General features: G+C 60.7%; 18 protein-coding genes and 1 tRNA gene. 2 read left to right on the top strand and 17 right to left on the bottom strand.

Going from position 1 to position 25,247, the window contains the following annotated elements; genetic code table 11:
• The first annotated feature begins 136 nt into the window (after positions 1 to 136).
• Positions 137 to 484, top strand: coding sequence for a hypothetical protein (locus QWJ34_RS05775; RefSeq protein ID WP_302726114.1), 348 nt, complete (start codon positions 137 to 139; stop codon positions 482 to 484).
• 149 nt (positions 485 to 633) lie between these two features.
• Here the strand turns inward: QWJ34_RS05775 and QWJ34_RS05770 are convergent, their stop codons facing one another.
• From QWJ34_RS05770 to QWJ34_RS05700, 15 genes are all read right to left on the bottom strand, one after another.
• On the bottom strand, positions 634 to 2,370 hold the full coding sequence (locus QWJ34_RS05770; protein WP_302726707.1) for a hypothetical protein: 1,737 nt from the start codon (positions 2,368 to 2,370) through the stop codon (positions 634 to 636).
• Positions 2,371 to 2,431: 61 nt separating this feature from the next.
• Complete coding sequence (locus QWJ34_RS05765) at positions 2,432 to 3,463, bottom strand: sugar phosphate isomerase/epimerase family protein (protein ID WP_302726113.1); 1,032 nt, start codon at positions 3,461 to 3,463, stop codon at positions 2,432 to 2,434.
• A 31-nt stretch (positions 3,464 to 3,494) separates the two neighbouring features.
• A complete protein-coding gene (locus QWJ34_RS05760; RefSeq protein WP_302726112.1) occupies positions 3,495 to 4,367 on the bottom strand; it encodes a carbohydrate ABC transporter permease in 873 nt (290 codons plus the stop codon).
• A 28-nt stretch (positions 4,368 to 4,395) separates the two neighbouring features.
• Positions 4,396 to 5,301, bottom strand: a complete 906-nt coding sequence (locus QWJ34_RS05755; RefSeq protein WP_302726706.1) for an ABC transporter permease — start codon at positions 5,299 to 5,301, stop codon at positions 4,396 to 4,398.
• 141 nt (positions 5,302 to 5,442) lie between these two features.
• Positions 5,443 to 7,047, bottom strand: coding sequence for an extracellular solute-binding protein (locus QWJ34_RS05750; protein ID WP_302726111.1), 1,605 nt, complete (start codon positions 7,045 to 7,047; stop codon positions 5,443 to 5,445).
• Between the two features lie 371 nt (positions 7,048 to 7,418).
• Positions 7,419 to 9,668, bottom strand: coding sequence for an AraC family transcriptional regulator (locus QWJ34_RS05745; protein WP_302726110.1), 2,250 nt, complete (start codon positions 9,666 to 9,668; stop codon positions 7,419 to 7,421).
• Between the two features lie 355 nt (positions 9,669 to 10,023).
• Positions 10,024 to 10,839, bottom strand: a complete 816-nt coding sequence (gene iolB / locus QWJ34_RS05740; protein WP_302726109.1) for a 5-deoxy-glucuronate isomerase — start codon at positions 10,837 to 10,839, stop codon at positions 10,024 to 10,026.
• 54 nt (positions 10,840 to 10,893) lie between these two features.
• Entirely contained in the window at positions 10,894 to 11,934 is a 1,041-nt protein-coding gene (gene iolG / locus QWJ34_RS05735) for an inositol 2-dehydrogenase (RefSeq protein WP_302726108.1), read from the bottom strand.
• 52 nt (positions 11,935 to 11,986) lie between these two features.
• Positions 11,987 to 13,099: a glycoside hydrolase family 88/105 protein gene (locus QWJ34_RS05730; protein ID WP_302726107.1), complete on the bottom strand. Its 1,113-nt coding sequence runs from the start codon at positions 13,097 to 13,099 to the stop codon at positions 11,987 to 11,989.
• Between the two features lie 87 nt (positions 13,100 to 13,186).
• Positions 13,187 to 14,083 (bottom strand): myo-inosose-2 dehydratase, encoded by an 897-nt coding sequence (iolE, locus tag QWJ34_RS05725; RefSeq protein ID WP_302726106.1) that lies wholly within the window; start codon positions 14,081 to 14,083, stop codon positions 13,187 to 13,189.
• A 105-nt stretch (positions 14,084 to 14,188) separates the two neighbouring features.
• On the bottom strand, positions 14,189 to 16,120 hold the full coding sequence (gene iolD / locus QWJ34_RS05720) for a 3D-(3,5/4)-trihydroxycyclohexane-1,2-dione acylhydrolase (decyclizing) (RefSeq protein WP_302726105.1): 1,932 nt from the start codon (positions 16,118 to 16,120) through the stop codon (positions 14,189 to 14,191).
• 36 nt (positions 16,121 to 16,156) lie between these two features.
• On the bottom strand, positions 16,157 to 17,626 hold the full coding sequence (locus QWJ34_RS05715; protein ID WP_302726104.1) for a CoA-acylating methylmalonate-semialdehyde dehydrogenase: 1,470 nt from the start codon (positions 17,624 to 17,626) through the stop codon (positions 16,157 to 16,159).
• A 33-nt stretch (positions 17,627 to 17,659) separates the two neighbouring features.
• Positions 17,660 to 18,715, bottom strand: a complete 1,056-nt coding sequence (iolC, locus tag QWJ34_RS05710; protein ID WP_483314246.1) for a 5-dehydro-2-deoxygluconokinase — start codon at positions 18,713 to 18,715, stop codon at positions 17,660 to 17,662.
• A 784-nt stretch (positions 18,716 to 19,499) separates the two neighbouring features.
• Positions 19,500 to 20,531, bottom strand: coding sequence for a LacI family DNA-binding transcriptional regulator (locus QWJ34_RS05705; RefSeq protein ID WP_302726103.1), 1,032 nt, complete (start codon positions 20,529 to 20,531; stop codon positions 19,500 to 19,502).
• A gap of 49 nt (positions 20,532 to 20,580) precedes the next feature.
• Complete coding sequence (locus QWJ34_RS05700; protein ID WP_302726102.1) at positions 20,581 to 21,417, bottom strand: AraC family transcriptional regulator; 837 nt, start codon at positions 21,415 to 21,417, stop codon at positions 20,581 to 20,583.
• Between the two features lie 227 nt (positions 21,418 to 21,644).
• Here QWJ34_RS05700 and QWJ34_RS05695 point away from each other — a divergent pair, with 227 nt between their 5' ends.
• Positions 21,645 to 22,769 (top strand): glycoside hydrolase family 88/105 protein, encoded by a 1,125-nt coding sequence (locus QWJ34_RS05695; RefSeq protein WP_302726101.1) that lies wholly within the window; start codon positions 21,645 to 21,647, stop codon positions 22,767 to 22,769.
• A gap of 80 nt (positions 22,770 to 22,849) precedes the next feature.
• Here the strand turns inward: QWJ34_RS05695 and QWJ34_RS05690 are convergent.
• Positions 22,850 to 22,932 (bottom strand) — tRNA-Leu (locus tag QWJ34_RS05690).
• Positions 22,933 to 23,089: 157 nt separating this feature from the next.
• Entirely contained in the window at positions 23,090 to 24,802 is a 1,713-nt protein-coding gene (locus QWJ34_RS05685; protein WP_302726100.1) for a methyl-accepting chemotaxis protein, read from the bottom strand.
• Positions 24,803 to 25,247 lie beyond the last annotated feature (445 nt).

The following is a 25,247-nucleotide window of genomic DNA, read 5'->3' as shown; positions in this document are numbered from 1 at the left end:
ATCTCCATTATAAGAGCGAAGGTTCGCCCGGCAGAAGACCGTATGTTTTGGAAAGGTGGACTTTCTTTCGATTCGTTCGTCGAATTCGCGGATCTACCCGCTTCCCGCAGCGCGCGGCGGGCGATCTCGGAACCGGATGAAGCCAAAAAAGCCGCTTCCGTCCCGACGCAGAACCGACAGGTTTTTGCGTACGGGAGAAAGCGGCCTGATTGAAATTACAGCAGGATCGGAAAGATTAGCGCGCGCCGACACGAAGCTTGATAGCGATCAAGCCGCGCAAAATCTCCGGAACGATTCCTTGATGAACAAAGAAATGTTGACTTTAGAGCAGCAATTATCGAGAAAATCCGGGACACAACCCAAAATGTTGACTTTATATGCGCATTCGGGTCAAAAAATCGATGAAAACGAAGAATTGTCCATCAAATGTGTTCCAAAAGTCAACATTCTGCCCCCGAACTTCTTTTTTCGCCTAAAATACTGACCGGATGTGCGCATTTTCAGTGCGGCTCAGAAAGAAATGAAATGCGCTGAATGCTGGCTGTACGTTTCTTGTTATTGCATGGACTCGTCGCTGATTCCAACAACCAACCGAACCCGGCTGGCGGACCGGAACCGGAGCCGGCCGATAATTCATGCACGCGACAGCCGGATCTCGATCGTCTTGTCGAAAGGCGTCATGAAATTAATCAGCACCGCCTGGCAGCCGCCCGGCAGGGCGGCTTCGCGCACCGACGGCGCCAGATGGCCCAGCTCGCCGCCGGTCAGTTCGATCCAGTCTGCTCCGCATTCGTAGCGGAGCGTTCCTCCGCTCCACAGCCGGCGGCCTTCGCCGGTTTTCACCAGCTCGCCCGAAGCGATCTTTCCTTCGGCGCCGAATACCAGCGCAAGCTGCGCCATCAGCTGCTGCGGTCCGCCGCTGCGCACGCGCAGGGTCCAGCCCTGCGGGGTCTGCCGCGCCTGCGCGCGGACGGCGAACGACTGCTCGTGCGTCAGCGGCCGGCTATGATGCGGCAGCAGATACCACGGGCTGACCGGCGAATCGGCCGAAGGCGGCAGCCGATCGGCCGGAATCGGGCCGTAATACCCTTTGCGCTGCTCGCCGGCAAGTTCGTACCCTTCGGCGGTCCGGCTCAGCTCCTGCATCGGCACCCAGCCGGGCTCGAAAACAGAAGCCAGCTGCACGCCCAGCAGCCGGACCGCGCCGTGGCGCAGCGCGAAGAACGAAGGCGTCTCCGTCATCAGCGTGACGCTGGTTCCGCCGTCCCGGATACGCGCGACCGGCGCGCCGAAATCCGTGTGCAGCCGGCTGTGGAAGATGACGCCGCGATGCCCGGCCGCTTCCATGCCCTGCAAATAGCCGCCGCGCCCAAACTCGCCGTTCAAGATCTTCTCGTACCGCTCCGGCGGCGCTTCAGCCGCTTCGAAGTCCCGCCGCAGCTCCGGCTCCAGCAGCAGCGCCGTCAGCGCATGGACCGAGCAGGCGCCCGGTCCGTCCAGGACGCCGGCGGCAAGCTCCGCCATGCCGGCGAACAGCGGATCGCCGTCCAGCCGGGCCAGCACGGCATACGGCAGATAATAAGGCGACAGATCGTGGAACCGGCCCAGATCCTGGCGGCCCGAATAATCCGTTACGATCTCGCCCGACGGATGCACGAGATAAACCATCATGCGCAGATTGAGCCGCACCGGCTCCAGCAGCTCCGGGCGGTCCAGCAGCCGCGCCGCGTGGATCAGCATGATATCGCTGACGGCGCTGTAGATGCCGTTGCTGCGCTCGGTCCATTCGCCGTCGGGCGTCATGTCCATGCCTTCGGCCAGCCACTCCCCGGCCCGCCGCGCCGCCGCTTCGCTGCCGAGCAGCTCGTGCAGGAAGCCGAGCGCGGCGCACAGCACCCAGCGGTGGTTCGGCGTGTGGCAGCCGCCCGTCAGGAGGACCGGCAGCGTCCGCTCCAGGAACAGCCGCATTCCTTCGAGCGCCGGCAGCAGCGGCTCCCAATCCGCCTTCTCCAGCAGCCGATACAGCTGCGCATAGCCGACGACCACGAACGCCGTGTCCGGCGGCGAGTGATCGTTGGTCCAGCCCGGCGAGATCGAGCCGTCGGCGTGCTGGAACCGCAGCACGAACCGCGCCGCCAGCTCCAGGCGCCGCGCCAATTCCTCGTCGCGGTAATACGCGGAATCCGGATTGACCAGCGCCGCGCCCCAGTTGCACATATCGGTCGGCGTGCCGGTCGTATGGTTGACCCAGGCGATGCCCGTGGCGGGATCGATCGTGCCCCCGTAATAGGGGCTTGCCGGCTCCAGCACCTGCCGCTCCAGCCCGGAGCGCGTCAATTCGTCTCCCCGCGCCGTCAAACGCGCGTACATCCCGCTTTGTCCTTCCTTCCGTTCCGCTGCCGCCGCGCGCCCGCGTTCCGGCGGTTCGCTTTTACCGCGTCCCGTCATGCAGTCCTCCTTTCCCGGCTCCTTCGGATTTCCCGTTGGTTTGCGCCGATTCGTTTTCGCCCGCTTCTTTGCCGCGCCGCTCACGCAGCTTGGCGGTCAGCAGCGAATGACTGTTCTCGATCTCTTCCGGCAGACAAGCCGCTTTCAGCTCGTACACTTTCACGCCCGCCCGCCCGATCATCGGCAGGTAAGCGTCGTAGAACTCCATATCCCCGCTGTGCACGTACGGACACCAGTGATCCGACAGCCCGATCGTTTCGTGAATATGCGCGCCGACGATATGATCCGTCAGCCCGTCCATTTCCGCCACACTGTCGTACAACCCCAACCGATCCATCATGATCGCGTGGCCGGTATCGTACCAGATGCCGACCGGCGCGCCTTCCAGCTCGCGGATAATCGTCCGCGCTTCGGCCAGCGTCGGGATCTGGTTCGGCCGGGACCGCGTTTCGATGCCGAAACGGATATTCAGCCCCAGCGATTCGGCGCGGCCGCACGCTTCGTCCAGGCTGCGGATAATCGTACGCACATAGCCGCCTGCCAATTGTTCCCGCCGCTCGGTCAGCTCCGCCCATTTGCGCCGGTACGCGTCCGAATCGCGGCCTTCGCCGTTGTAGAGAATCTCCAGTTCTTTGCCGATGTTGACCGGGAACGGCACTTCGCCCGGATGCACGACGACCGCTTCGCCGCCGAAGCGGTGCGCGTACCGCGCCGATTCCACCAGCAGTTCGACCGCCCTGCGCCGCTTGTCTTCGTCCTCGAAGCCGAGCAGCACCGAATCGGTCCCGTAATCCGGGTCCGGCGTATGCGGGAACGTATTGTGCACGCTCGACACGCCGATCTCCCCGCGCTCGATCATCGGCTCGATCGTCGTCAGCATCTCATGCGTTACATTGTAGTTCAGCTCCACCCGGCGGAAGCCGAGTCCGCGAATCTCTTCCAGCATCGCTCGTCCATCCGTATGGCGCTTGATATTCCAGCAGGTCGAGAACGAATACTCGCCTTTGTTTTGCATATGCCGCCCTCCTTTTTGCGCCGCTTCCGCTTTAGCCTTTCACCGCGCCCAGCATCACGCCGCTGACGAAGTATTTTTGCAGCCACGGATATACGCACAGAATCGGCACGGTCGCGAAAATGACGGTGGCCGCTTTCAGGCTTTCCGGCGTCAGCGGGGTCCGGTTCGCGCCTTCCATCTGCGTCAGCTCGGTGACCATGTTGTTCTGCACCATCTGGAACAGCTTGAGCTGGAGCGGATACAGTTCCGGATTGGTGATATACATCAGCGAATCCTGGAAACCGTTCCAGCGACCTACCGCATAGAACAGCGCCAGCGTCGCCATAACCGGCATGGACAGCGGCAGCACGATGCGCATCAGCGTATGGAAATGCGAGCTGCCGTCGATCTCCGCGGATTCTTCCAGGCTCGGCGGGATATTTTTGAAAAAAGAAATCAGGATAATCAGGTTGAACGGACTGACCAGTCCCGGCAGGATCAGCGACCAGACCGTGTTGATCATATGCAGATCGCGGATCAGCAGATACTCCGGAATAATGCCGCCGCTGAAAAACATGGTCACGATAATCAGGTACAGAAAAAATTTGCGCCCTTTGAGATGCGGTTTGGTCAGCGGATACGCCGCGGCGACCGTGAACAGCATGCAGAGCAGCGTCGTGGCGACCGTCAAGATGACGGTGAAGCCCAGCGAATGCAGCATGGAATTGTTGGAAAACACCTGAATATACGCGTCCCAGTTGATCTCGATCGGAAACAGCGTGACTTCGCCGGACATGATCGCCCGGTTGGAGCTGAGCGAGACGGCGATCGTGTGCATAAACGGCGCCAGGCAGAACACGACGAACAGCGTAACGAACGTAATATTGACGATATCGAAGATCCGGTTGGCGGTGCGTTCGCTCATATGCGCTTCTCTCCTTTCCCGTGATGCGTTAAATGATTCCGTCTCCGGTCGCTTTTTTGGAAATGTAATTGGAACCGAGAATGAACACCAGACCCACCACCGCCTGGAACAGCCCGACCACCGTCGCGAGCGTGTACTGCCCCGCTTCGAGACCGATCCGGTACACGAACGTGCTCAGCACGTCGGAATATTCGCGCACGGCCGTGTTGCCGATGATGTACGGGCGATCGAAGCCGATGCTGACCATTTTGCCCAGATTGAGAATCAGCAGCGTCACGATGGTCGGCTTGATACTCGGCAGCGTAATATGCCAGATTTTCTTGAGGCGCGTCGCCCCGTCCACGTCGGCCGCTTCGAACAATTCGCGGTTGACGCCGCTCAGCGCCGCCAGATACAGGATCGTGCCCCAACCCGCGCTCTGCCAGACCCCGGTGAACAGATACGTAATCAGCCAGGAATTCTTGTCGGTCAAAAAAGGAACGGCTTCGAAGCCGAAACTTTGCAGCACGCCGTTGATCATGCCCGACTGGGTGCCGAACAGCTGGTAGACGATCCCGCCGATAATAACCCAGGAAATAAAATGCGGGATATACAGAATCGTTTGCGAAATGCGCTTGAACCAGGCCGAGCGGATCTCGTACAGCATAATCGCCAGGATGATCGGAGCCGGGAACGACACGACCAGATCGAGAAAGTTCAGCATGAACGTATTGCGCAGCGTGGTGTAGAAATCTCGCATCGCGAACACTTCGCGGAACGCTTCCAGCCCGATCCACTCGCTGCCGTTTATGCCCTGGAACAGATTGAAGTCTTTGAACGCGATCTGCACGCCGTACATCGGACCGTAGCGGAACACGATAAAATACAGCAGCGGAAGCGCCAGCAGCGCGTACAGCTGCCAGTACCGCTTCATATAGGACGTTCTTCGGCTCATCCCGCCGTACCGCTTCACGGAGGCCGCTTCGGTCGCTTTCGCTTTGGTCAATGGTTTCTCCTCCCAACGGGCGGGAACGCCGCCGCTTCCGGCGGAAACGGCGGCGTCTTCCGCAAAAGTCGCTTGTTGTGCCGCGCAGCGTTACTGGCCGAGTTCCTGCAGCGCCTGCTCCAGTTCTTTCTTGAGCTCGGTGCCGCCGATATTCATAAAGTCGTTCATCTCGCGCTCGTAGACGGCATCGAACTGGTCGGGCTTCGCCATCGCGGACTGGACGATCACCACTTTGAGCTTGTCGTTCAGCGCGGTGCCGTACTTGGCTTCCGCTTCGATCGGTTTGCCGAAAATGATCGGGCCGACCGTGTCCGTGTTGGCGAGGTCGATCGACTGGCGCAGCATCTCCTGGTTGTTTTCCGGGAAACCGGCGATCCAGGCTTTCTCGTTCGTTTCTTCGTCGCCGATCGCTTTGCCGTTGGAGATAATCGCCATATCGCCGGCATTGTAGATCCGGTCGATCATTTCCTGCGTAGCGTCGGCCTTGAGCACCGGAATGTCGTCTTTCATTTCGTAGTTCTCGCCTTCCACGCCGCTGTACATCGTAATCAGGTTATCGTCCGAAGCCATCCAATCCAGGTATTTGACCGCTTCGGCCGCGCGCTTGCTGCTCTTGGGAATCATCATGTACATCCCGTTGCTGCCGTAGCGGGACTTGATATGCTTATCGCCTTCGTTCGGGTTGCTGTAGGCGTCGACCGGCACGACTTTGCTGCCTTCGACGTTCTTGTACAGATTGTCCAGCGTGCCGTCGGCGTAGAAGATCCGGTCCACGTCTTCCGACCAGAAGCCGACGTTGCCGCTTTGGATGTCTTTGACGAGCTGTTCTTTTTCTTCGTCCAGACTGAAGTCTTTGCTGATCAGCCCTTCGTTGTACAGCTTGTTCAGGAACTGCATCGCGTCTTTGAACCCTTCGTGCAGCGGCATCTCGTAACGCTGGCTGTACGTCAGGTCGCCTTTGACCGGTTGGATAAAAGAATAGATCAGCGTCTCGTACTGGGCCGGAGCGAGCGCCATGCCCATCGGGATATTATTGCCGCCGAGGCTGCCCGGGTCCTGCTCTTTGAACGCTTTGAGCGTGTTGTACAGTTCGTCGGTCGTCGACGGTACCGGCAGGCCAAGCTTGTCGAGCCAGTCCTGGCGGATATAGGAAGCGTAGCGTCCGGTGATCGCCCGTTTGCCCGGGATCGAGAACTGTTTGCCTTCGAGCTGGCCGAACTTGAGCGTTTCGTCGCCGAGATACGTTTTGAGGTTGGAGCCGTATTGATCGAGCAGTTCGCCCACATCGGCCAGTCCGCCCTGCTGGGCGTAGCGGTAGAAAACGCTGGAATCGTACACGAAGACGATATCCGGCACGTCCGAAGCGCTGGCCATCAGCACGTTCAGCTTGGTCGTTTCTTCGGAGCGCTGGACCGGCACGAATTCGACGTCGATATTGTTGGGGTCGCCGAATTCTTTCTGGACGTACTGGGTCAGCCAGTTGTTGGTGATCGTATAAGGAGAAGGACTGTTGCCGCGGTCGAATACTTCGACTTTCAGCGTCACCCGTTCGCTGTTCGAACTGCCGCTTTCGCCCGCCGCCGTCTCCTCTTTCGTGCCCGAGGAACAGCCGGACAGCAGCGAAAAGCCCAATACCGCCGTCAGCACCGCTCCCGCCGTTTTTTTCAGAACCCCCGTACGATTCTTCCCTGTCATATTCCCATCTCCTTTTTCTTTGTTGATGGCGCTTACATTTTTCGCGCCGCGAGACTTGGGTCCGCGTGTGAACGTCTCTGCGCTCCGCCGCCCGGCTATCGGCTTTCCGGAGTGCCCCCAGTATTCCACAATTTCCCGCCGCCTGACAATAAACCAGTTTCGGCTGCGTCGTTTGCTTAAAAATCGAACTTTCGGTTTATCGGATAAACGATTTTCGCAGGCCAACCGGATTCGTAAAACGCGCGGCGCGTTTGCCGCCGCATTTATCGGCAGACAAAAAAAAGCATCCGTCCCGGTCTCTTCGGCGCGCGAAGATCGGGGCGAATGCGGCGTGCGAACCCGGGAGCGGCAGGCCGGAACTGCGGCGCGGCTCAGGCTTGGAAAAAAGGCCGGTCGCGCCTGGTGCGCCGGTAATCGCCGGGCGTGATGCCGGAGATTCGCTTGAACACCCGGCCGAACGTAATCGCGTTGGCGTAGCCGACCCGAAGCGCGATCTCCTGCAGCGGTTCGTCCGTTTCCAGCAGCAGCCGCTCGGCTTCTTTCATCCGCAGCTCGGTAACGAAATCGACGAACTTCATATCGAACTCCGTTTTGAACAAATAGCTGGCGTACTTGCCCGTAATCTGGAACCGGTCGCTCAGGTGCTTCAGGGACAGATCGGGATTGGTGAAGTTTTCTTCGATATACGTTTTCATTTCGCTGACCATCGCCCGGTAGCTTTTGGTTTCGCTGACCGAGACGTAAATGCGAAACAGGTCGGTCAGGTATTCCAGCAGCAGGGTTTTGACTTCGCCCAGCGTTTCCGCTTCGTCCAGACGCTGTCTCAGCCTCGCGGTATTGTCTTCCGCCAGCGCTTCCTGGAGCCGTTCGGACATCAACGCCACCTCGCGGCCCAGCATATCGAGCATGGCGCGAATCAGCGAACGGATCACGTCGTCCCGGACGAAATCGCGTTCGAACGACTCGAAAATCCGCTCCAGATGTTCGCGCCACTGGCCGCTGGACATCCGGAACTGCTTGACCAGCTCGGCGATCGTTTGCAGGTAATTGTAGGTTTCCAACAGCCGCCGGGACGGCTCGTCCGGATCGGCCAGCACGATATCGCCGTGCAGCAGCAGCTTGTGCCGCAGCGCGGATTCCGCCGCTTCGTGCGAATTCCCGATCCGCTCGATTCCCTGCACGCAGTGGCCGATGCCGCAGCGCAGCGAGATGCGCAGATTGCGCTCGGTCCAGCTGCGGTAATCCTCGGCCAGCGCTTTCAGGCGCTCCGGCAGGTCCGTGCTGCCCGATTCGGCCAGAAACAGCACCGCCAGCCGGTCGGGGCCGATCCACTCCGCCCAGCCCTGGAGCGAAGCGGCGCGCGTCATCTCCTGCTGCACATTCATCAGCGCGAACTTGAGCGTATTCTCGTCGCCGCGCGTATAGCGGTCGCGGAATACGTTCTCGTAGCGCGCGATCTCGTGCACGACCACGACGAAGCGCGACGAAGCGGTGACCCCGCCGAGCGGAGACAGGCGTTCCAGCAGAGTGACGGCTCCTTCGGTCCGCTCGCCGCGCAGCAGATCGGCGAACAGCCGGCTGCGCTGGAGCAGCATGTTTTCCCGGCTTTTCTGCTCGTAATCCCGGGTGTGATTGATGAGACCTTCAAGCACGCCGTCGATCAGCTTGAGCTCGTCCGCCGCGCCTCCCGATCCTTCTTCGTCCAGCACGCGCATCTGATGCGCTTCGATCCGGTTCATGATGATCTGGACCGGCTTGTAGTTGCGGCGCGTGATGTACACCAGATAAATAATCGCGCACAGCACCGTAACCGCCGCGATGCCGACCCACAGATACGAAATCACGGATACCCAGCCGAACAGCCCGCCCGCTTTGATGCCGCTCGTAAACGTCCAGCCGAGCCGGTCCAGCGTCAGCGTGTTCAGCGCCCGGCCGCCCGCCGTTTCGGCATGGGCTTGATAAACCGGTTCGCCGGAGCGGTCCTCGATCGTCAGAAAAGACAGCTGTTCGTTGACGCCGTTGTCGATCATGCGCTCGATCGCGCTCATTTTGATATTGATGACGAGCACGCCTTCCGAGCCGAACGGCAGCGGCATGCCTTTGTCGATAGTCAGCACCCGCACGGGATTGCGCTGGGCCGGATCGGATTCGTATTCCCGGATCGGCTGCCAGCCGGATGCGGGAGTTTCCGCCGAGATCGTCTCGATCCAGGCTTCGTCCGTAAAGCCGTCGGCCGGTCTCAACCCGCTCTGCGTTAAAACGCTTTCATTTCGTTTGTCGTAAATATACACCGATTCCAGCAGCGGAGAAGCCGCGGTCACGCTGCGCAGGCTCTGCGCGATCGCGTACACGGACGGCGTTCCCCCGCGCTCGTCGGTGTTGAAATACGTTTTGTACGCCGAGTTGTCCTCGACCGCTTCCAGCACGGACAGCTCCGCTTCCTGCACCGCGCGATCCACGCTGTCGAGCAGATAGCCGGAAGCCGCGCGGTCCGCTTTTTTCGTTTCCATCCGGGAAATATCGTTAATAAACACGAACGAAGCGAAGATCAGCACCGTTACGGTGAGCAGAAAAATCGGAAAATACGACAGCAGCAATCGGCGATACCAGGTACGCGACAATGGCTTCCTCCTTCCCTCGAACTGCGCGGGCAGCCGGTTTCCGGGCCAAGCGGACGATTTTTTTGTCATTATAGCACGGGATCGCCGGGAACCGGAAGAAGGCGGGGGGAAGCGGACGTTCCGTTCGCGCAGAATGTCGAGAAAGTCCTATTCGCAAAGAAGCCGTAAAGGCTGCGGAGAAAATTCGTTTCGGTCGCGTGTTGAAACCAGGAAATTTGATTAGATTCCTGCGGTATCTTCCCGGTTTCAAAGGCGAACGCCAGGTCTCCTACACGAAATTTTCTCCTCCGCTTATTGGCTTTTATCAAACTGGACTTCTCGACAACCTTAGCGGACGTTCCGTCCGCGGTCCGCGTTATTCGGCAGGCGGCGGCGCCGTCAGCCATTCGTGACGCGGATCGCTGCGGAATACCCACGTTCGCCGCGGGCCGGCCATTACGTTCAAATAATACGAATCGTAACCCGGCGGCGCGGATACCGGATGGTAGCCTTCGGGCACGAGCACGACGCTGCGGTCCGGAACGGCCATCGTTTCGTCGAGGCTGAGATCGTCGTTGTACACCCGCTGCACGACAAAGCCCTGCGGCGGATTAACCCGATGATAATACGTTTCTTCCAGATAAGACTCGTGCGGCAGATCGTCGCGGTCGTGTTTGTGCGGCGGATAGCTGGACCAGTTGCCGCCGCGCGTATGCACTTCCACCACCAGCAGACTTTCCGCTTCGGCCTGCTCCGGCAGGATATTGACCACCCGTCGGCTCATGCTGCCGTGCCCGCGCCGCTCTTCGCCCGCGTCTTCGGGCGCGATCAGCCGGGGCGGGTACACGCCCGTTCCCGGCGCCAGGCAGACCGCCAGTTCGAGGTCGGTCAGCGCCGTCACTTCGTATTGGCTGCCGGCGGGCACATACACGGAATACGGCGCCCCGCCGCCGAACACCGACATCCGTTCGCCGATTCCGGCAAACGTTCGATCTCCCGCCCGCACGTCGGCTCGGCCCGACAGCAGCACGAGGCAGGCTTCGTTTCCTTCCGTCGGCCGCGACAGTCTGCCGCCCGCCGTCAGCCGATAGGCTTCGAAGCCGACGTACTGCCAGCCGGCCGACGCCGGGGTAACGGCCGCGATAAGGCCCTGCGCGTCGGGTTCACCCGCGCGCACGATCAATTGGGACATGGTTGGCTCCTCCTTTTCTTTCTTATCCGCTTGTTTGCTCGTTCTGCCGCCCGTTTAATTTGCGAACTGCGCGCCTTTGCGGTCGGCCGAAGCCGGCAGCTTGACCGGCAGCCCGGTCCGGTGCGATTCCAGCGCCGCTTCGGCGATCGCTTCGGCTTTCATTCCGTCCATGCCCGAACAGACGACCGGGCTGCCGCGCAGCACCGAATCGGCGAACGCCGCCGCTTCTTCGATAAAAGCGCGCTCGTAGCGCTCCAGGAAGAAATGCAGCGGACGATCCCGGGTGACCGCTTCGGCCGTGGATACTTCGACCGTCGTCGGCCTCCAGTTGTCCGCCGACGCGGCTCCGAGCGCGCCGAACACTTCGATCCGCTGATCGTAGCCGTAGACGGCCTGGCGGCTGTTGTCGATCACTCCGACCGCCCCGCTCTCGAACGTCAGCGTGATAATCGCGGTGTCCACGTCCCCGTGCCGGCCGAACACCGGATCGATCAGGTTCGCGCCGCGCGCGTACACTTCGGTCACTTCTTCGTTCATCAGATAGCGCGCCATATCGAAATCGTGGATCGTCATATCCGTAAACATCCCGCCGGAAGAGCGGATGTATTCTTCCCCCGGCGGCTGCGGATCGCGCGACGTGATCTTCAGGATATGCGGACGGCCCAGCTCGCCCGCTTCGACCAGCGTTTTCAACCGGCGAAAGCTCGGGTCCATCCGCCGGTTGAATCCGACCTGGAATACGACTCCGGCTTCTTCCGCCGCCCGCAGCGCTTGTTCCGTTTCTTCGCGCGAGCGGCTGACCGGTTTCTCGCAGAAGATATGCTTGCCGGCCGCGGCCGCGCGCTTGATCCAGTCCGCATGGCTGTCGGTCGGCGTGCAAATAAATACCGCCGCGACGCGCGGATCGTCCAGCAGTTCCCGGCCGTCTCCGTATACCGATACACGGTTGTGTTCGGCCCATTCCCGCAGGCTGCCGCCCGCGAACGGGTCCGCGATCGCCCGCAGCGCGAACTGCGGCATCCGCAGCAGATGCTCCGCATGCAGCCGACCGATCCGTCCCGCCCCGATAATGCCCACTTCCACTAAATTGGTCATGGCAGTTCTTCCTCTCCCTCAAGTTCGTTTGCCCGCTATGCCGATACGATCTTCACATTCGGCGCAGCGCTTCGCTCAGCAGCACGATCGCGAGCGCCTGGCCGTATGCCATGGGCGCGGTCACGGTGCGGTTGTAATCTTCGCGCTCCGCCCCGATCGGCGTGCCGGCCGATACGCCCGACACCACGCCGTCCGCGCCGATCCGGTCCACTACGGCCCGGACCGTCTTCATCGCCGCTTCCGCATACGATTCCGGCAGCAGACCGGAGCGGACGCCGTGCAGCAGGCCGGCGGCGATCGCCGCCGAGCCCGACGTTTCCGTATAGCCGGACGGATCGTCCAGCAGCGTATGCCACAGCCCGCTTTCATGCCGGCGCTCCAACAGCGCGTCGGCCTGGGAACGAAACGTCTGCCGCAAATAGTCCAGCACGCCGCCGTCCAGATAAGGCTTCATCGTGTCCACATACTCCGGCAGGCCGAGCGTAAACCAGCCGTTGCCCCGGCACCAGAACGCTTCGCTGAAGTTGTGCCGGCCGTCGAAATTCCAGCCGTGATAGAACAATCCCGTCCGCTTGTCGTACAGGTATTTGATATGCAGCAGCAGCTGATGCAGCGATGTTTCCCGCCATCCGGCATTATCGGTCTTCACCCCCATGCGCGCCGTAAACAAGATGGCCATAAACAGCGTATCGATCCAGATTTCATTTTCGTTCGGCTTCACTTCGGCAGGCGTATCGCCCGTCGTCACATGCTGGTAGCCGCCTTCTTCCGTGCGCGGCAGCCCGTCCGGCGCGCCGTCCGCCAGCCAGGCGGCCCATTCCAGGCTCAGACCTTCCGCTTCGCCAAGTTCCATCAGGGACAGCAGCGGCGCGGTGGTATTGATATTGCGGCTCGGCAGTCCGCGCTCAAGCCGGCGCTTCAGCCAGGGCTTCGCGTAAGCGGCGAATCTCCCGTCGCCGAAATAGCGGTCCGTTTCGGCGAGCCCGTACAGACCGACTCCCTGCGGCCAATCCCACTCTTCCATGCCGAAGTCGCGCGCGAAGTATCCCCGCCGCTGCGCTTCGCCTTCCAGCGCCCGCAGTTCGCTTTCGTTATCCGGGCGGCCCAGATCCATCAGCCGGCCGGTTACCCGGTCCAGCGCTTCGATCAGCTCTCGTTTGTCCATAGCGGCGTTAACTGCCCCTCTCTTAGATTGCTTGAACGGCTGCTTAACTTGAACGGCTGCTTAAGCGGTTAGCGAAACGACGCGCCGCTAGATTCCCGCGCATTCGCGGATATACCGGCGCGCTTTGAGCGCGTACTCCAGCGGGTCGGCCAGCGCCGGGTCCTGCTCCGCTTCGACGACCATCCAGCCGCTGTAGCCGTAGTCCGCCAGCGCCGCGAAGATCGGCCCGAAGTCGATACCGCCGTCGCCGGGCACGGTGAACGCGCCCCGCTTGACCGCTTCCAGGAAGCTGAGTCCTTCTTCGCGCGCGCGCCGGACGACGTCCGGCCGAATGTCTTTCAGATGGACGTGCCGGATGCGCGGCAGGTAAGTCCGCAGCACTTCCAGCGGATGCTCGCCCGAGAACGCCAGATGCCCGGTATCGTACAGCAGATGCACGACATCCGGGTCCGTCGCCTCCATCAGCCGGCCGATCTCTTCCGCCGTTTGGACGCCCGTGCCCATATGATGATGGTAAACCAGGTTCATTCCGCGCTCCGCCGCAAGTCCCCCCAGCCGGTTCAACCCTTTCGCCAACCGGGACCATTCGCCGCTTTCGAATACCGGCTTCCGCGCAAACAGCGGCGTTCCCGTCTCGCCCTGGATGCTGCGCCCCTGCTCCGATACGACGATCGCTCTGGCGTCCATCGCGTGCAGAAAGTCCCGATGCGCGATAAACGCTTCCGCCGTTTCCTCGAACGGCCGGGTCGTCAGATACGCGCTGAACCAAGCGCCGGCAATCTCCAGCCCGCGCAGCTCCAGCGCCGGCCGCAGCACCGCGGGATCGCGCGGGTACTTGCCGCCGACTTCGCTGCCCGCGTAACCGGCCAGCGCCATCTCGCTGATGCACTGCTCGAATGTATTCGCCGCGCCGAGCTCGGGCATATCGTCGTTCGTCCAGGCGATCGGCGCGATCGCAAGCTTCACCGCGTTCTTTTTGAACATAACATCCGTCTCCTGTTCGTAGTTCGTATAGAATCTTCCGGCCGGAATCTTCCGCCGGGCCGTTCGACCGTCCAACCCGGCCGACCCGTCGATCCAAGCGCCCGGTCAGTAAAGCCGCGCCCGGCGCAGCCCATCCGTCCGCCGCTCGTAAGCTTCGCGCCCCGCGCGGCCGCCGGATACTTCCGCCGCCCCCACATGCCACCAGGCGCCGTAGCCGCGGGTCATCGTTTTGGGCAGCACTTTGATGTCGATTAATGTGCTGCCCGGCTGCCTCAGCGAATCTTCCAGCGCTTCGCGCAGCTCTTCTTCGCTTGTAACCCGGTAGCTTTCCGCCCCGTAACCGGCGGCAACGGCGGCGTAATCGACAGCCATCGGTTCGCCGGCCGGTCCGCCTTCTTCGCCGCGATAGCGGAATTCGGTTCCGAAGCTGCCCATGCCCTGCTCCATTTGCAGATTGTTGATGCAGCCGAAGCCGGCGTTGTCGAACAGCAGAATCTGGATCTTGCGCCGCTCCTGGAGGCTTGTGACCAGTTCCGAATGCAGCATCTGGAAGCTGCCGTCGCCGACGAACGCGTACACTTCGCGCTCCGGTTCGGCCAGCTTGACGCCGAGCGCGCCGGCGATCTCGTAGCCCATGCACGAGAAGCCGTATTCCATATGGTACGTATCCGGCGAAGCGCTGATCCACATGCGCTGCATATCGCCGGGCAGGCTGCCGGCCGCGCCGACCGCGATCGCGTCCGGCGGAATGCAATCGTTGACGATCGCCAGCGCGCGGGTCTGGGTCAGCGTCGAGCCGAGTACGGACGCGTATTCGGCCAGCCGGTCATCCAGATGCCCGGCCACTTCGGGCACGAAGCCTTCTCCGGTGTACGCCGCGGCGGCCAGCCGCTCCCGCTCGCGATCCCAGCTTTCCCGGGCCGCTTCGATCTCGCCGGCATAACCGGAACGGCAGCCCCGCTGCTCCAGCGCCGCTTGGAGCGCTTCCAGTCCTTCGGCGGCGTCGCATACTACCGCCAGCGCGTCCAGCTTGGCCGCGTGGTACGGCGAAGCGTTCAGCGTCAGGAATTCCGCTTCCGGGTGCGCGAACAGACTTTTGGACCCGGTCGTAAAGTCGGTAAAGCGCGTGCCCACGCCGATAATCAGGTCCGCTTCGGCGGCCAGTTCATTGGCCGCCGAGCAGCCGGTGACGCCGATTCCGCCGACATTCAGCGGATGAGCGCTTTCCACGGCGCTTTTGCCCGCCTGCGTCTCGGCGAACGGGATGGCGAAGCGCTCGGCGAAGCGGCGAAGCGCCGGGCCCGCGTCCGCGTAGCGCACGCCTCCGCCGCCGATCAGCAGCGGCCTGCGCTTGCGCATAATCAGCTCGGCCGCGGCTTCGATATCGCGGCGGTGCGGCGGACGCCGGTCGATCCGGTGCGTCCGCCTGCGGAAAAAGTCCGCCGGGAAATCCCACGCTTCTGCCTGCACGTCCTGCGGCAGCGCGATCGTAACCGCGCCCGTATCGGCCGGGTCGGTCAGCACCCGCATCGCGTTAAGCAGAGCGCTCATCAGCTGTTCGGGCCGGCAGATCCGGTCCCAGTATTTGCTGACCGGCTTGAACGCGTCGTTCACGCTGATCGACAGATTGTGCGTGTGCTCCATCTGCTGGAGTACCGGGTCCGGCTGCCGGGTCGCGAACGTGTCGCCCGGCAGCAGCAGCACCGGCAGCTGATTGGCGGTCGCCAGAGCCGCCGCCGTCAGCATATTGGCCGAGCCCGGCCCGACCGAAGCGGTGCAGGCCATGATTCTGCGCCGCCGGCTCTGCTTGGCGAACGCGGCCGCCGCGTGGACCATGCCCTGCTCGTTCCGGGCGGGATAAACGGCAAGGCCGCCGGGATCGCTTTCCAGCGCCTGGCCCAGCCCCAGCACGTTGCCGTGCCCGAATACGGTAAACACGCCGTGCACAAAACGTTCTTCCCGACCGTCATTGTCGAGATACTGATTGTTCAGAAATTTGACCAGCGCCTGCGCCGTCGTCAATCGGATACTGTTCACAAGGTTTCCGCCTTTCTTCCGGTTGCGCCGCCGGCGTTACGGCCAGCGGGTCGTGACCATCTTTTTGCGCGTATAGAATTCGACCCCGTCGCTTCCGTTGGCGTGCAGATCGCCGTAGAACGAATCTTTCCAGCCCGAGAACGGGAAGAACGCCATCGGGGCCGGCACGCCCACATTGATTCCGAGCATGCCGGCATCCATATGCTCGCGGAAATACCGTACTTTGCCGCCGTCGTTTGTAAACAAACACGCCCCGTTCGCAAAGCGCGAAGCATTCGCCAGCTCGACGGCTTCCTCCAGATTCTTCACCCGGACGATCGACAGCAGCGGCGCAAACACTTCTTCCCGCCAGATGCCCATTTCCTTCGTCACGCCGTCGAACAGGGTCGGCCCGATAAAGTATCCCCGGCCGGCCGCCGCTTCGTCCCGCCGTCCGTCGCGCAGCAGCCTTGCGCCTTCCGCGATCCCCCGCTCGATATACGCTTCCGTCCGCTCTTTGTGGCTCTGCCGGATCACCGGGCCGAGAAACGTATGTTCATCGAGACCGTTTCCGATCTTCATCGCGTCGCACTCCCGCAGCAGAACCGCGATCAGCGCGTCCGCCGCTTCTTCTTCGACCGCGACCACGGAGCAGGCCATGCATCTCTCGCCGGCCGAGCCGAACGCCGCGCTTACGATCTGGGCGGCCGCCGCTTCGGGATCGGCGTCTTTCAGCACGATCGAATGATTTTTCGCTCCGGCGAGCGCCTGGACTCTTTTCAAATTCGCGGTGCCGGTCTTGTACACATGTTCGGCGACCGGCTGGGAGCCGACAAACGAAATCGCGGCGACGTCCGGGTGCTCCAGCAGCCCGTTCACGACGTCGCGCGCGCCGTTGACCAGATTCAGCACGCCCGGCGGCAGCCCGGCTTCCTCCAGCAGCTCCACCAGCCGGGCCGCCAGCAGCGGCGTGCGCTCGGACGGCTTGAGCACGAACGTATTGCCGCAGGCGATCGCCAGCGGGAACATCCAGCACGGCACCATCATCGGGAAGTTGAACGGCGTAATGCCGCCTACGACGCCCACCGGGTAGCGGTACAGGCCCGATTCGATTCCGGTGGCGATATCCGGCAGCTGGCGGCCCATCATCAGGGTCGGCGCGCCCGCCGCGAACTCCACGCACTCGATGCCCCGCTGCACTTCGCCGTACGCTTCCTTGAAACTTTTGCCGTTCTCCAATGTGATCAGCCGCGCCAGTTCGTCCTGGTTTTCCACCAGCAGCTGCTGGTATTTGAACAGGATGCGCGCCCGCTTGGGCACCGGCGTTTTCGACCAGTCCGCAAAAGCTTTTTTCGCCGCCGTTACCGCCTGATCCAATTCCTCGCGCGCGGACAGCGGCACTTCCGCCAGCGCTTCGCCGGTCGCGGGGTTGAATACCGTTTCCGTTACTGCGTCCGAAGGAGTCCACACGCCGCCGATATAGTTGTCCAGCACGCCGGTCTTCCGTTTCTCCGCCTGCTTCTCCATCTTTTTTCCTCCTCCTCTTGTACTTAGGGGGCTTCAGCCCGTCGTCTGCGCAATCTCTTCGTTCTCCAGCAAAAAAGTATCCAGTTCGTCCAGCGTCGGCATGGCGTCCGAGCAGCTGTGACGGGAAATGACGATCGAAGCGGACGCGCTGCCGCGCCGCATCGCCCCGGCTACCGTTTCTCCGCGCATCAGTCCGTGGATAAACGCCGATGCGTACGAATCGCCCGCTCCGAACGTTTTCAACACTTTGGTCCGGAAAATGCCGCTGCGATGGCTGCCCCCGTCCGAAGTATACGCGACCGAACCGCTGCCGCCGTGCTTGACGACGACCAGCTTGGCCCGCCTGGAGAACCAGCGGTCCGCCGTCGCCCGGTCGCTTGCTTCCCCCTGATTGTACAGCCGCTCCATGCTGTCGAATTCTTCGCGCGTGCCGATCACGACGTCGCATTTCTCGGCCGCCAGATTGTAATACACCGCCGTTTCCGCTTCGGACGCCCACGTATACGGCCGGTAGTCGAGATCGAAGAAGACGACGACGCCGTGCCGGACGGCAAACTCCAGCGCCAGAAACACCGCTTCGCGCGACGGACTCTGCGCCAGCGCCGTGCCGGAGATCAGCAGCGCTTTGGCCCGGCGGATATAATCCTCCGGGATTTCGCGCGGGTCCAACAGCAGATCGGCGGCGCGGTCCCGGTACATCAGGATGCTGCATTCCGAAGGGCTTTTGATCTCGGTAAAAGCCAGCCCCGTCACCGCTCCCGTATCGTCGTCGACCACACGGGAATCGTCGATGCCGCCGCGCCGCAGATAATCGCGGATAAACCGTCCCATCTGATCGCCGGCAATTTTTCCGATAAAGCCGGTGCGCAGCCCCAGCCTCGCCGCTCCGATCGCGATATTCGCCGGCGAACCGCCTACATACTTCGTAAACGTGGACGTCTGCTCCATCGGCCCCGTTTCGTTGGCGTTCAGGTCGATGCACAGCCGCCCCAGCGCGACCAGATCCATCGACCGGTCGCGGCCGAACGTCAGCGGGCGATTTGCTTCGCTGTCGACTTTGCCGCCGGGCGTCCTCGTTGGTTCGTTCATCGTTGTCCCTCCTTGTTTCCGGCCTCGGGCTTAATCGGCCGAATTTGATACCGCTCCGTATCCGAAGCGAGTACGAAGCGTTTGGCCGAACCGCGCTCAAACGGCGTGCCGTTCAGCCCAACCAAATGTTATTAATGCGCTGAACAAGATCCGATTATCGAGCTGAAAGAAATCCGATTGTCGAAGCAGGGCAAGTTATTAGGTTAAGCGCTTAACCTTATTACACGGCTATTATAGATCAGCTTCGACCCGGTTGACAACATTTTTTAAGCGCTTTCTTTTTAAAAGATTCCACAACCCGCGATTTTCACAAGTTCTCGACTCGTCGTTTTACATAAACCATGAAAACCTGTGAACTGCACCCGGGAATGAAAGCAATGTTGCGAGGATGCATCATTTTCGTCGGAAATCAGGCTATACAGTCCGTAATATTGCGAGGACGCATCATTTTCGCCAATATTCCGCTCTTACGGCCGAAAAAGGCGCAAAATAATGCATATCCGCAACATTTCCGGCTTACTGAAGCTTGTGTCGGAAAAATAATGCATATCCACAACATGGTATGGAACAACGGCCGTTCTTTCTTCGCCGCCGTCCAAAACACAGCCCCTTTTCGGAAGCTTAACCTGCTCACCCTTATCTTCGAAACCGAAAAAGTTCCCCAATCCAATCGTTCGACCCGGTCCGGTCCCGGCATGCGGCGGGCATAAATTTCTTCCGCAGTTCTTCGGCTTTTTCCGCGGCCGGGACTTCTACCGATAAACCGATATTCCGGCACAAACGCTTATTGCTCCGACCGCTCCGACTCCGGCGCCGGCCCGGCCGAATCCCGCACAACCAGTTCCGGCTCAACGCGGATATGGCTCACCGGCGCCGCGGGATCGTCGATCGCGGCGTTGAGCATATCCATCGCCCGACGCGTCATCTCGCGCAGCGGCTGGGAGATCGTGCTGAGCGCGGGCTGGCAAATATCGGCCAGCATCGTATTGTCGAAACCGATCACCGACAGGTCGCGCGGCACGGACAGCCCCGCCGCCCGCGCCTGCTTCAGCACGCCGATCGCCAGCAGATCGTTGCAGGCGAACACAGCCGTCGGCCGTATGCCCGGCTCCGCGCCGAGCATTTCCCGCGCGGCCGTCCGGCCGTTCTCCAGCGTGGCCGAGGTGCGGACGCTGTGCTCCGGCGGAACCGGCGGCAGCCCCGCTTCCCGCAGCGCGTCGAGATACCCCTGTTCGCGCAGCCGGCTGCCGGGCAGATTGTCCGAAATAATGCCGATGCGGCGGTGTCCGAGCGAAAGCAGATATTCCGTCGCCCGGCGGCCGCCGGCGTAATCGTCCACCCCGATGCTGCCGCAGTTCAGCGACGGGAGTTCGGCGGAGAACAGCAGCGTCGGCATGCCGCCTTCCAGCAGCCGGGCGATGCCGGACTCGTCGCCCGTATGCGAGGCGATAATCAGCCCGTCCACCCGCCTGCGCAGCAGCATGGACAAATAGCGCGCCGCTTTCTCGTCGTCGCGGTCCGTGCTGCAAATAATCAGGTCGCTGCCGGACCGCTGCGCGCCGTCTTCGAAACAGCGCGCCGCTTCCGCGAAGAACGGATTGGCGATATCGGGAATCATCAGCCCGATCGTGCCGGTCCGGCTGCGGGTCAGCGCGGACGCGACCCGGCTCGGCTCATAGTTCAGCTCCCGCATAATACCTTCGATCCGCTGCCGGGTCTTGTCGCTGATGCGCCCGTTGTTGTTCAATACTTTCGATACGGTCGCAATCGATACTCCGGCTTCCCGGGCCACGTCGTAAATCGTCGGTTTGCTCATCCCGTCTCCTCCTGTCCAATCCGCAGCCGCGGCGCTCCCCGCAGTTTTTTCACTGCATTTTCCGGTAAAACAAAGGCGGGCGCCCCGTAATCTGCTTGAACACCCGGCCGAAATGCGTGACGCTGCCGAAGCCGACTCTGGCCGCGATCACATGGACTTTCAGCGAAGAACTGAGCAGCAGCGTCGTCGCTTCTTTGACCCGCACGATATTCAGATATTCCACAAACGCGAAGCCCGTCGCCGTTTTGAACGACCGGCTGATGTAATACGGGCTTACATAGAATTTCTCCGCCAGCAGATCGAGCGACAGTTCCTCCATGTAATGGCTGTTGATATAGCGCACCACTTCCGAGATCCGCTCGTGCACCGGGCTCGGATACAGCTGCGGCTCGCCCCCGGCTTCCGCCCACTTCCGGCAGCCGACGATGAGCATTTGCAGCGTCAACGCCCGGGCGTACGCTTCGTACCCCGGCTTTTTCTCCCGTACTTCCCGGACGATTTCCTGCGCCAGACCGTTTACCGGAACCTGCTTCAGCAGGTGTCCTTTGACCAGAATATATTCCTGCTCGAACAGCGGGTGCAGCACATCCGAGCGCGATCCGTCCGGAGCGGTGATATAGCTTTCGTGGATATTGACGACCAGCCGTTCGTGCACCGGAATTTCCGTATCCATCGTCCGGTGCAGCACGTTCGGCGAGATGATGATCAGATCCCCTTCTTCGATTACGAACGCCCGGTCTTTGATAAAGAATTCCCGTTTGCCGGCCATCAGATAGAACACTTCGTAGGTGCTGTGAAAATGATTGATGGTCATCCGGTGGCTCAGCGCTTTGCGATGATGCACGATAAAGGTTTCTTTGCCGTTATCGAAATACAGCTCGTCCAATGCGCTCCCCTTCTTTCGCCCGCGATTCTTTCATTATAGATTATCGCCGCAGGAGCGCAAAATATAAGAAGAAGCCGTTCATTTCCGCAAAACATGTACAGGTTCTTATGCTACGCTGAAACGGGTTGGTAAGAACGCTTTCATTAAAATCCCCGGCAAAAAGCCCCTTTGACAAGCCGGAAGATTCGCAGCGGAAACCCAAAATTTTATTAATGGAGAGAAGCCGAATGAAATTGAACACGGAACGTTTCGACTTGAAGCAGACGATCGAACGCGTGGCGGATTATACGCTCGATATGGATTTGACCTGGGACTGGCCGTGCGGCGTCGCTTATTACGGCGTCAGCCGCGCGTTCGAAGCGACCGGGAATCCCGCGTACCTGGAACGCATGGCGTCCTGGACCGACGAATATATCGAAGCGGGACTGCCGGTCTGGACCGTCAATGCCTGCGCGATGGGCCATATGCTGCTGACGCTGTACGAGCACACGGGAGAACAGAAGTACCTGGATCTGATCATGAGCAAGATCGAATACCTGGAGAAAGACGCGCTGCGGTTCGGAGACCGGGTGCTTCAGCATACGGTGTCGGCCAACAACGATTTTCCCGAGCAGTGCTGGGCGGATACGCTGTTTATGGCGGCTTATTTCCTGCTGCGGGCCGGCGTGATGCTAGACCGCAAAGACCTGATCGACGACGCGCTGCATCAATATTTCTGGCACATCAACTATTTGCAGGACGAAGAAACGGCGCTGTGGTACCACGGCTACAACAACCTCAAACAGGATCATATGTCCGGCATGTACTGGGCCCGGGCCAACGCCTGGGCGGCGTATACGATGTCGCGCGCGGCCAAAGGACTGCCGGAAGCTTATCTGTACCCGCCGATGATGCATATCTGGAGCTCGCTGCGCGACCAGCTCGCCGCGATCAAGAAGCTGCAAAAAGACGACGGCCTCTGGGGCACCCTTCTGGATCATGCGGAAGCGTACGGCGAAGTATCCGCGACCGCCGGCATCGCCGCGGCGATGATTACGCAGGGCAATCCGCTGCATGCCAAATACGTCCGGAAAGCGCTGGACGGCGTGGTCTCCAATATTACGGACAAAGGCCGGGTGCTGAACGTCTCCGGCGGCACGGCCGTAATGAACGATATCGAAGGGTATCTGGGCATCGACCGCAAATGGGCGCAGGGCTGGGGACAGGGACTTGCGCTGGCGCTGCTGGCGTCGGTGCTTGAAGACGGCGGCGCGAAGCCCGACCAAAGCGGCGCGGCTTCTTCGGCGCCGAAGCCCGGCATGCCGGCCGCCGAAACATCCGCCGATGGCGGCCCGGCCGGCGGCAAAGCGTAAAACCGACTGTTACGCTCCGTTGAACACAAAACGCGCGTCTTCTTAAATTAAGAAGACGCGCGTTTTTGCAGTTGTGCAGATGCCGAGAACCGGACTCGAACCGGTACGGGATTGCTCCCGGCAGATTTTAAGTCTGCTGTGTCTGCCATTCCACCACCCCGGCATAAGGGGACATTTGCCGGCCCCAATAAATGATGCCGACTTAAAAGATCATAGCATGCAGCGATTTCTCCTGTCAACGAAAAAGGCCGGAGCGGATAAACGCATCCGCTCCGGCCTTCGATATGCCGTATATCCGGTAGAACCGGAGATATGCCCCGTTAAATCTTGAACCGGCTGACGTTGTTGTAGAGTTCTTCCGCCGTCTTCGCCAGCGAAGAAGAAGACGAAGCGATCTCTTCCATCGAAGCGAGCTGCTCCTGCGTGGCGGCCGAGACTTCGGTCATGCCCGCCGACGCTTCTTCGGCGATCGAAGCGCTCTGCTTCACGTACTGCACCACTTCCGTCGTGCTGGCCGACATCTGCTCGGCTCCGGCCGAAACTTCTTCGATATCGCCGGCTACCTGGCCGACCGCTTCGAGGATCGTTTCGAACGCTTCGCCCGCGGCCGAGACCATCTGGATGCCTTTATGCACTTCGCGGTCGTTGGCTTCCGCCGCTTCGATCGCGCTGCTGGTATCGGACTGGATCAGCGACACCAGCTCCGTGATCCGCTTGGCCGATTCGGAAGACTGCTCGGCGAGCTTACGCACTTCGTCGGCGACGACCGCGAATCCGCGGCCCGCTTCGCCGGCTCTCGCCGCTTCGATCGCGGCGTTCAGCGCCAGCAGGTTCGTCTGCGACGAAATGGCGGTGATATCGTTCGTGATGCTGCCGATCTCTTCCGATCTTGCGCCCAGTTCCTTCACGACTCCGCCCATCGACGTCACCGATTCGCGGATGGAATCCATCTGGGAGATCGCCTGCTGGATCGCTTCGTTGCCGCTCTCCGACTTTTCCGCCGCCGCGGCGGCGGAAGACGCTACCGTCTGCGAACGAACGGCGATTTGTTCGGCGCCGATCGACATTTCCTGCATCGCCTGCGAAGAAGTCTCCGCGATGCCCACCTGACGGCTTGTGCCCGTCGCGGTTTCCTGGACGGTCGCGGCGATCTGTTCGGAAGCCAGCTTGTTCTGCTCGGCGCTTGCCGTGAGCTGCTCCGAAGACGCGGCCACGAGCTCCGAAGTGGAAGCGACCGATTCGATCAGCTCGCGCAGGCTGGCGCTCATCGTATTGAATGCGCCGGCCAGCGCGCCTACTTCGTCGCGATTGCTGACTTTGATCTCTTGGCCCGTCAGATCTCCGGCGGAGATCATCTCGGCGGCTTTCTGCACGCGGCGCAGCGGCGTCGCAATCAGACGCGACAGTCCCAGCGCGATCAGCACAGCGACCACGATCGCGACCACATCGAAGATCAGGACGACCCGCGAGGCCGATTTCGACTTCTCGGAAGCCGCGGCGGACATCTCGCTCGCTTTCTGGTTATCCAGGTCGATCAGCTTCATGATGGCGGTGTTTGCCGTGTTCCACGATTCGTACACATCCTGGTGCAGCGTCCGGGACTGCATCATATCGTTGCGTTCCGCCGCGCTGATCAGGTCCGGCAAAGCCGCAACGTAAGTGTCGTAGTTTGTAGAGAATTCCTGGTACAGCTGCTTTTCTTCATCCGATTGCAGCAGCTTCGAAATCTCCGCTCTTTCCGTTTCGATCTTGGCCAGCAGATCGGTATAATCCTGTTTGATCTGGGCGATCTGATCCGTGCGGTTCTCGACGACCAGATTCAGCACCAGCCGCTCCACGTCCGAGACATCGCCGTTCATCGTGCCGAGCAGCGTTACGCTGGGCATCCATTTGTTGTTGATATCTTCCGCCTGCCGTCCCAGACCGGACAGATTGACCAGAGCGGTAAAGCTCACGACGTTCAGAAATACAATGACAATCAGAAAGCCGATAAAAAGTTTGTTCCGGATCGTCATCCAATGCTTTTTCTTCATTGCCTCTCCACTCCTGCGCTGTTAGATAAATTCCTGTTTCGGCAATGCATGCGTTCCGACAGCCCGGACTTCATTACCAAATCCTATTTATTTATCGACTAATTTCGCGAAAATTTTAGAAAAACTTTTGCTTGTCTGCTTTTTGTCCGTTCTTCTTGATTTTTCTTTTATTCTGAATTTTTCACCGTTTGATTTTTTACATTTAAACACTATTTTATTAAGGATTTATGTAAAAAAGGGGTTGGCAGCGCAGTTTCGTTATGCTAATATAACCTCAACAGAAAGGAGGTGCGTTCACATCAACAATGACATGCTGAACGTATCCCTTACCCGGACCGGTGTCATCCTCTAAAGGGACGGACATCGGTGGCGCGGGATACGGAACCATAGCAGCGAAAAAGCGCCACGGGTAGAAAGGCCGTCCTCCGGGACGGTCTTTTTTTGC

The organism is Saccharibacillus sp. CPCC 101409 (assembly GCF_030518235.1).
Lineage (GTDB): Bacteria > Bacillota > Bacilli > Paenibacillales > Paenibacillaceae > Saccharibacillus.
The sequence above is the reverse complement of the archived record's forward strand: the minus strand, read 5'-3'. Positions and strand labels throughout refer to the sequence as shown.

Bases quoted from the DNA above. Each gene is read 5' to 3' on its own strand.
- QWJ34_RS05775 (WP_302726114.1), top strand. From the start codon at position 137: ATGAAGCCAAAAAAGCCGCTTCCGTCCCGACGCAGAACCGACAGGTTT.
- QWJ34_RS05770 (WP_302726707.1), bottom strand. From the start codon at position 2,370: ATGTACGCGCGTTTGACGGCGCGGGGAGACGAATTGACGCGCTCCGGG.
- QWJ34_RS05765 (WP_302726113.1), bottom strand. From the start codon at position 3,463: ATGCAAAACAAAGGCGAGTATTCGTTCTCGACCTGCTGGAATATCAAG.
- QWJ34_RS05760 (WP_302726112.1), bottom strand. From the start codon at position 4,367: ATGAGCGAACGCACCGCCAACCGGATCTTCGATATCGTCAATATTACG.
- QWJ34_RS05755 (WP_302726706.1), bottom strand. From the start codon at position 5,301: ATGAGCCGAAGAACGTCCTATATGAAGCGGTACTGGCAGCTGTACGCG.
- QWJ34_RS05750 (WP_302726111.1), bottom strand. From the start codon at position 7,047: ATGACAGGGAAGAATCGTACGGGGGTTCTGAAAAAAACGGCGGGAGCG.
- iolB (WP_302726109.1), bottom strand. From the start codon at position 10,839: ATGTCCCAATTGATCGTGCGCGCGGGTGAACCCGACGCGCAGGGCCTT.
- iolG (WP_302726108.1), bottom strand. From the start codon at position 11,934: ATGACCAATTTAGTGGAAGTGGGCATTATCGGGGCGGGACGGATCGGT.
- QWJ34_RS05730 (WP_302726107.1), bottom strand. From the start codon at position 13,099: ATGGACAAACGAGAGCTGATCGAAGCGCTGGACCGGGTAACCGGCCGG.
- iolE (WP_302726106.1), bottom strand. From the start codon at position 14,083: ATGTTCAAAAAGAACGCGGTGAAGCTTGCGATCGCGCCGATCGCCTGG.
- QWJ34_RS05715 (WP_302726104.1), bottom strand. From the start codon at position 17,626: ATGGAGAAGCAGGCGGAGAAACGGAAGACCGGCGTGCTGGACAACTAT.
- iolC (WP_483314246.1), bottom strand. From the start codon at position 18,715: ATGAACGAACCAACGAGGACGCCCGGCGGCAAAGTCGACAGCGAAGCA.
- QWJ34_RS05705 (WP_302726103.1), bottom strand. From the start codon at position 20,531: ATGAGCAAACCGACGATTTACGACGTGGCCCGGGAAGCCGGAGTATCG.
- QWJ34_RS05695 (WP_302726101.1), top strand. From the start codon at position 21,645: ATGAAATTGAACACGGAACGTTTCGACTTGAAGCAGACGATCGAACGC.
- QWJ34_RS05685 (WP_302726100.1), bottom strand. From the start codon at position 24,802: ATGAAGAAAAAGCATTGGATGACGATCCGGAACAAACTTTTTATCGGC.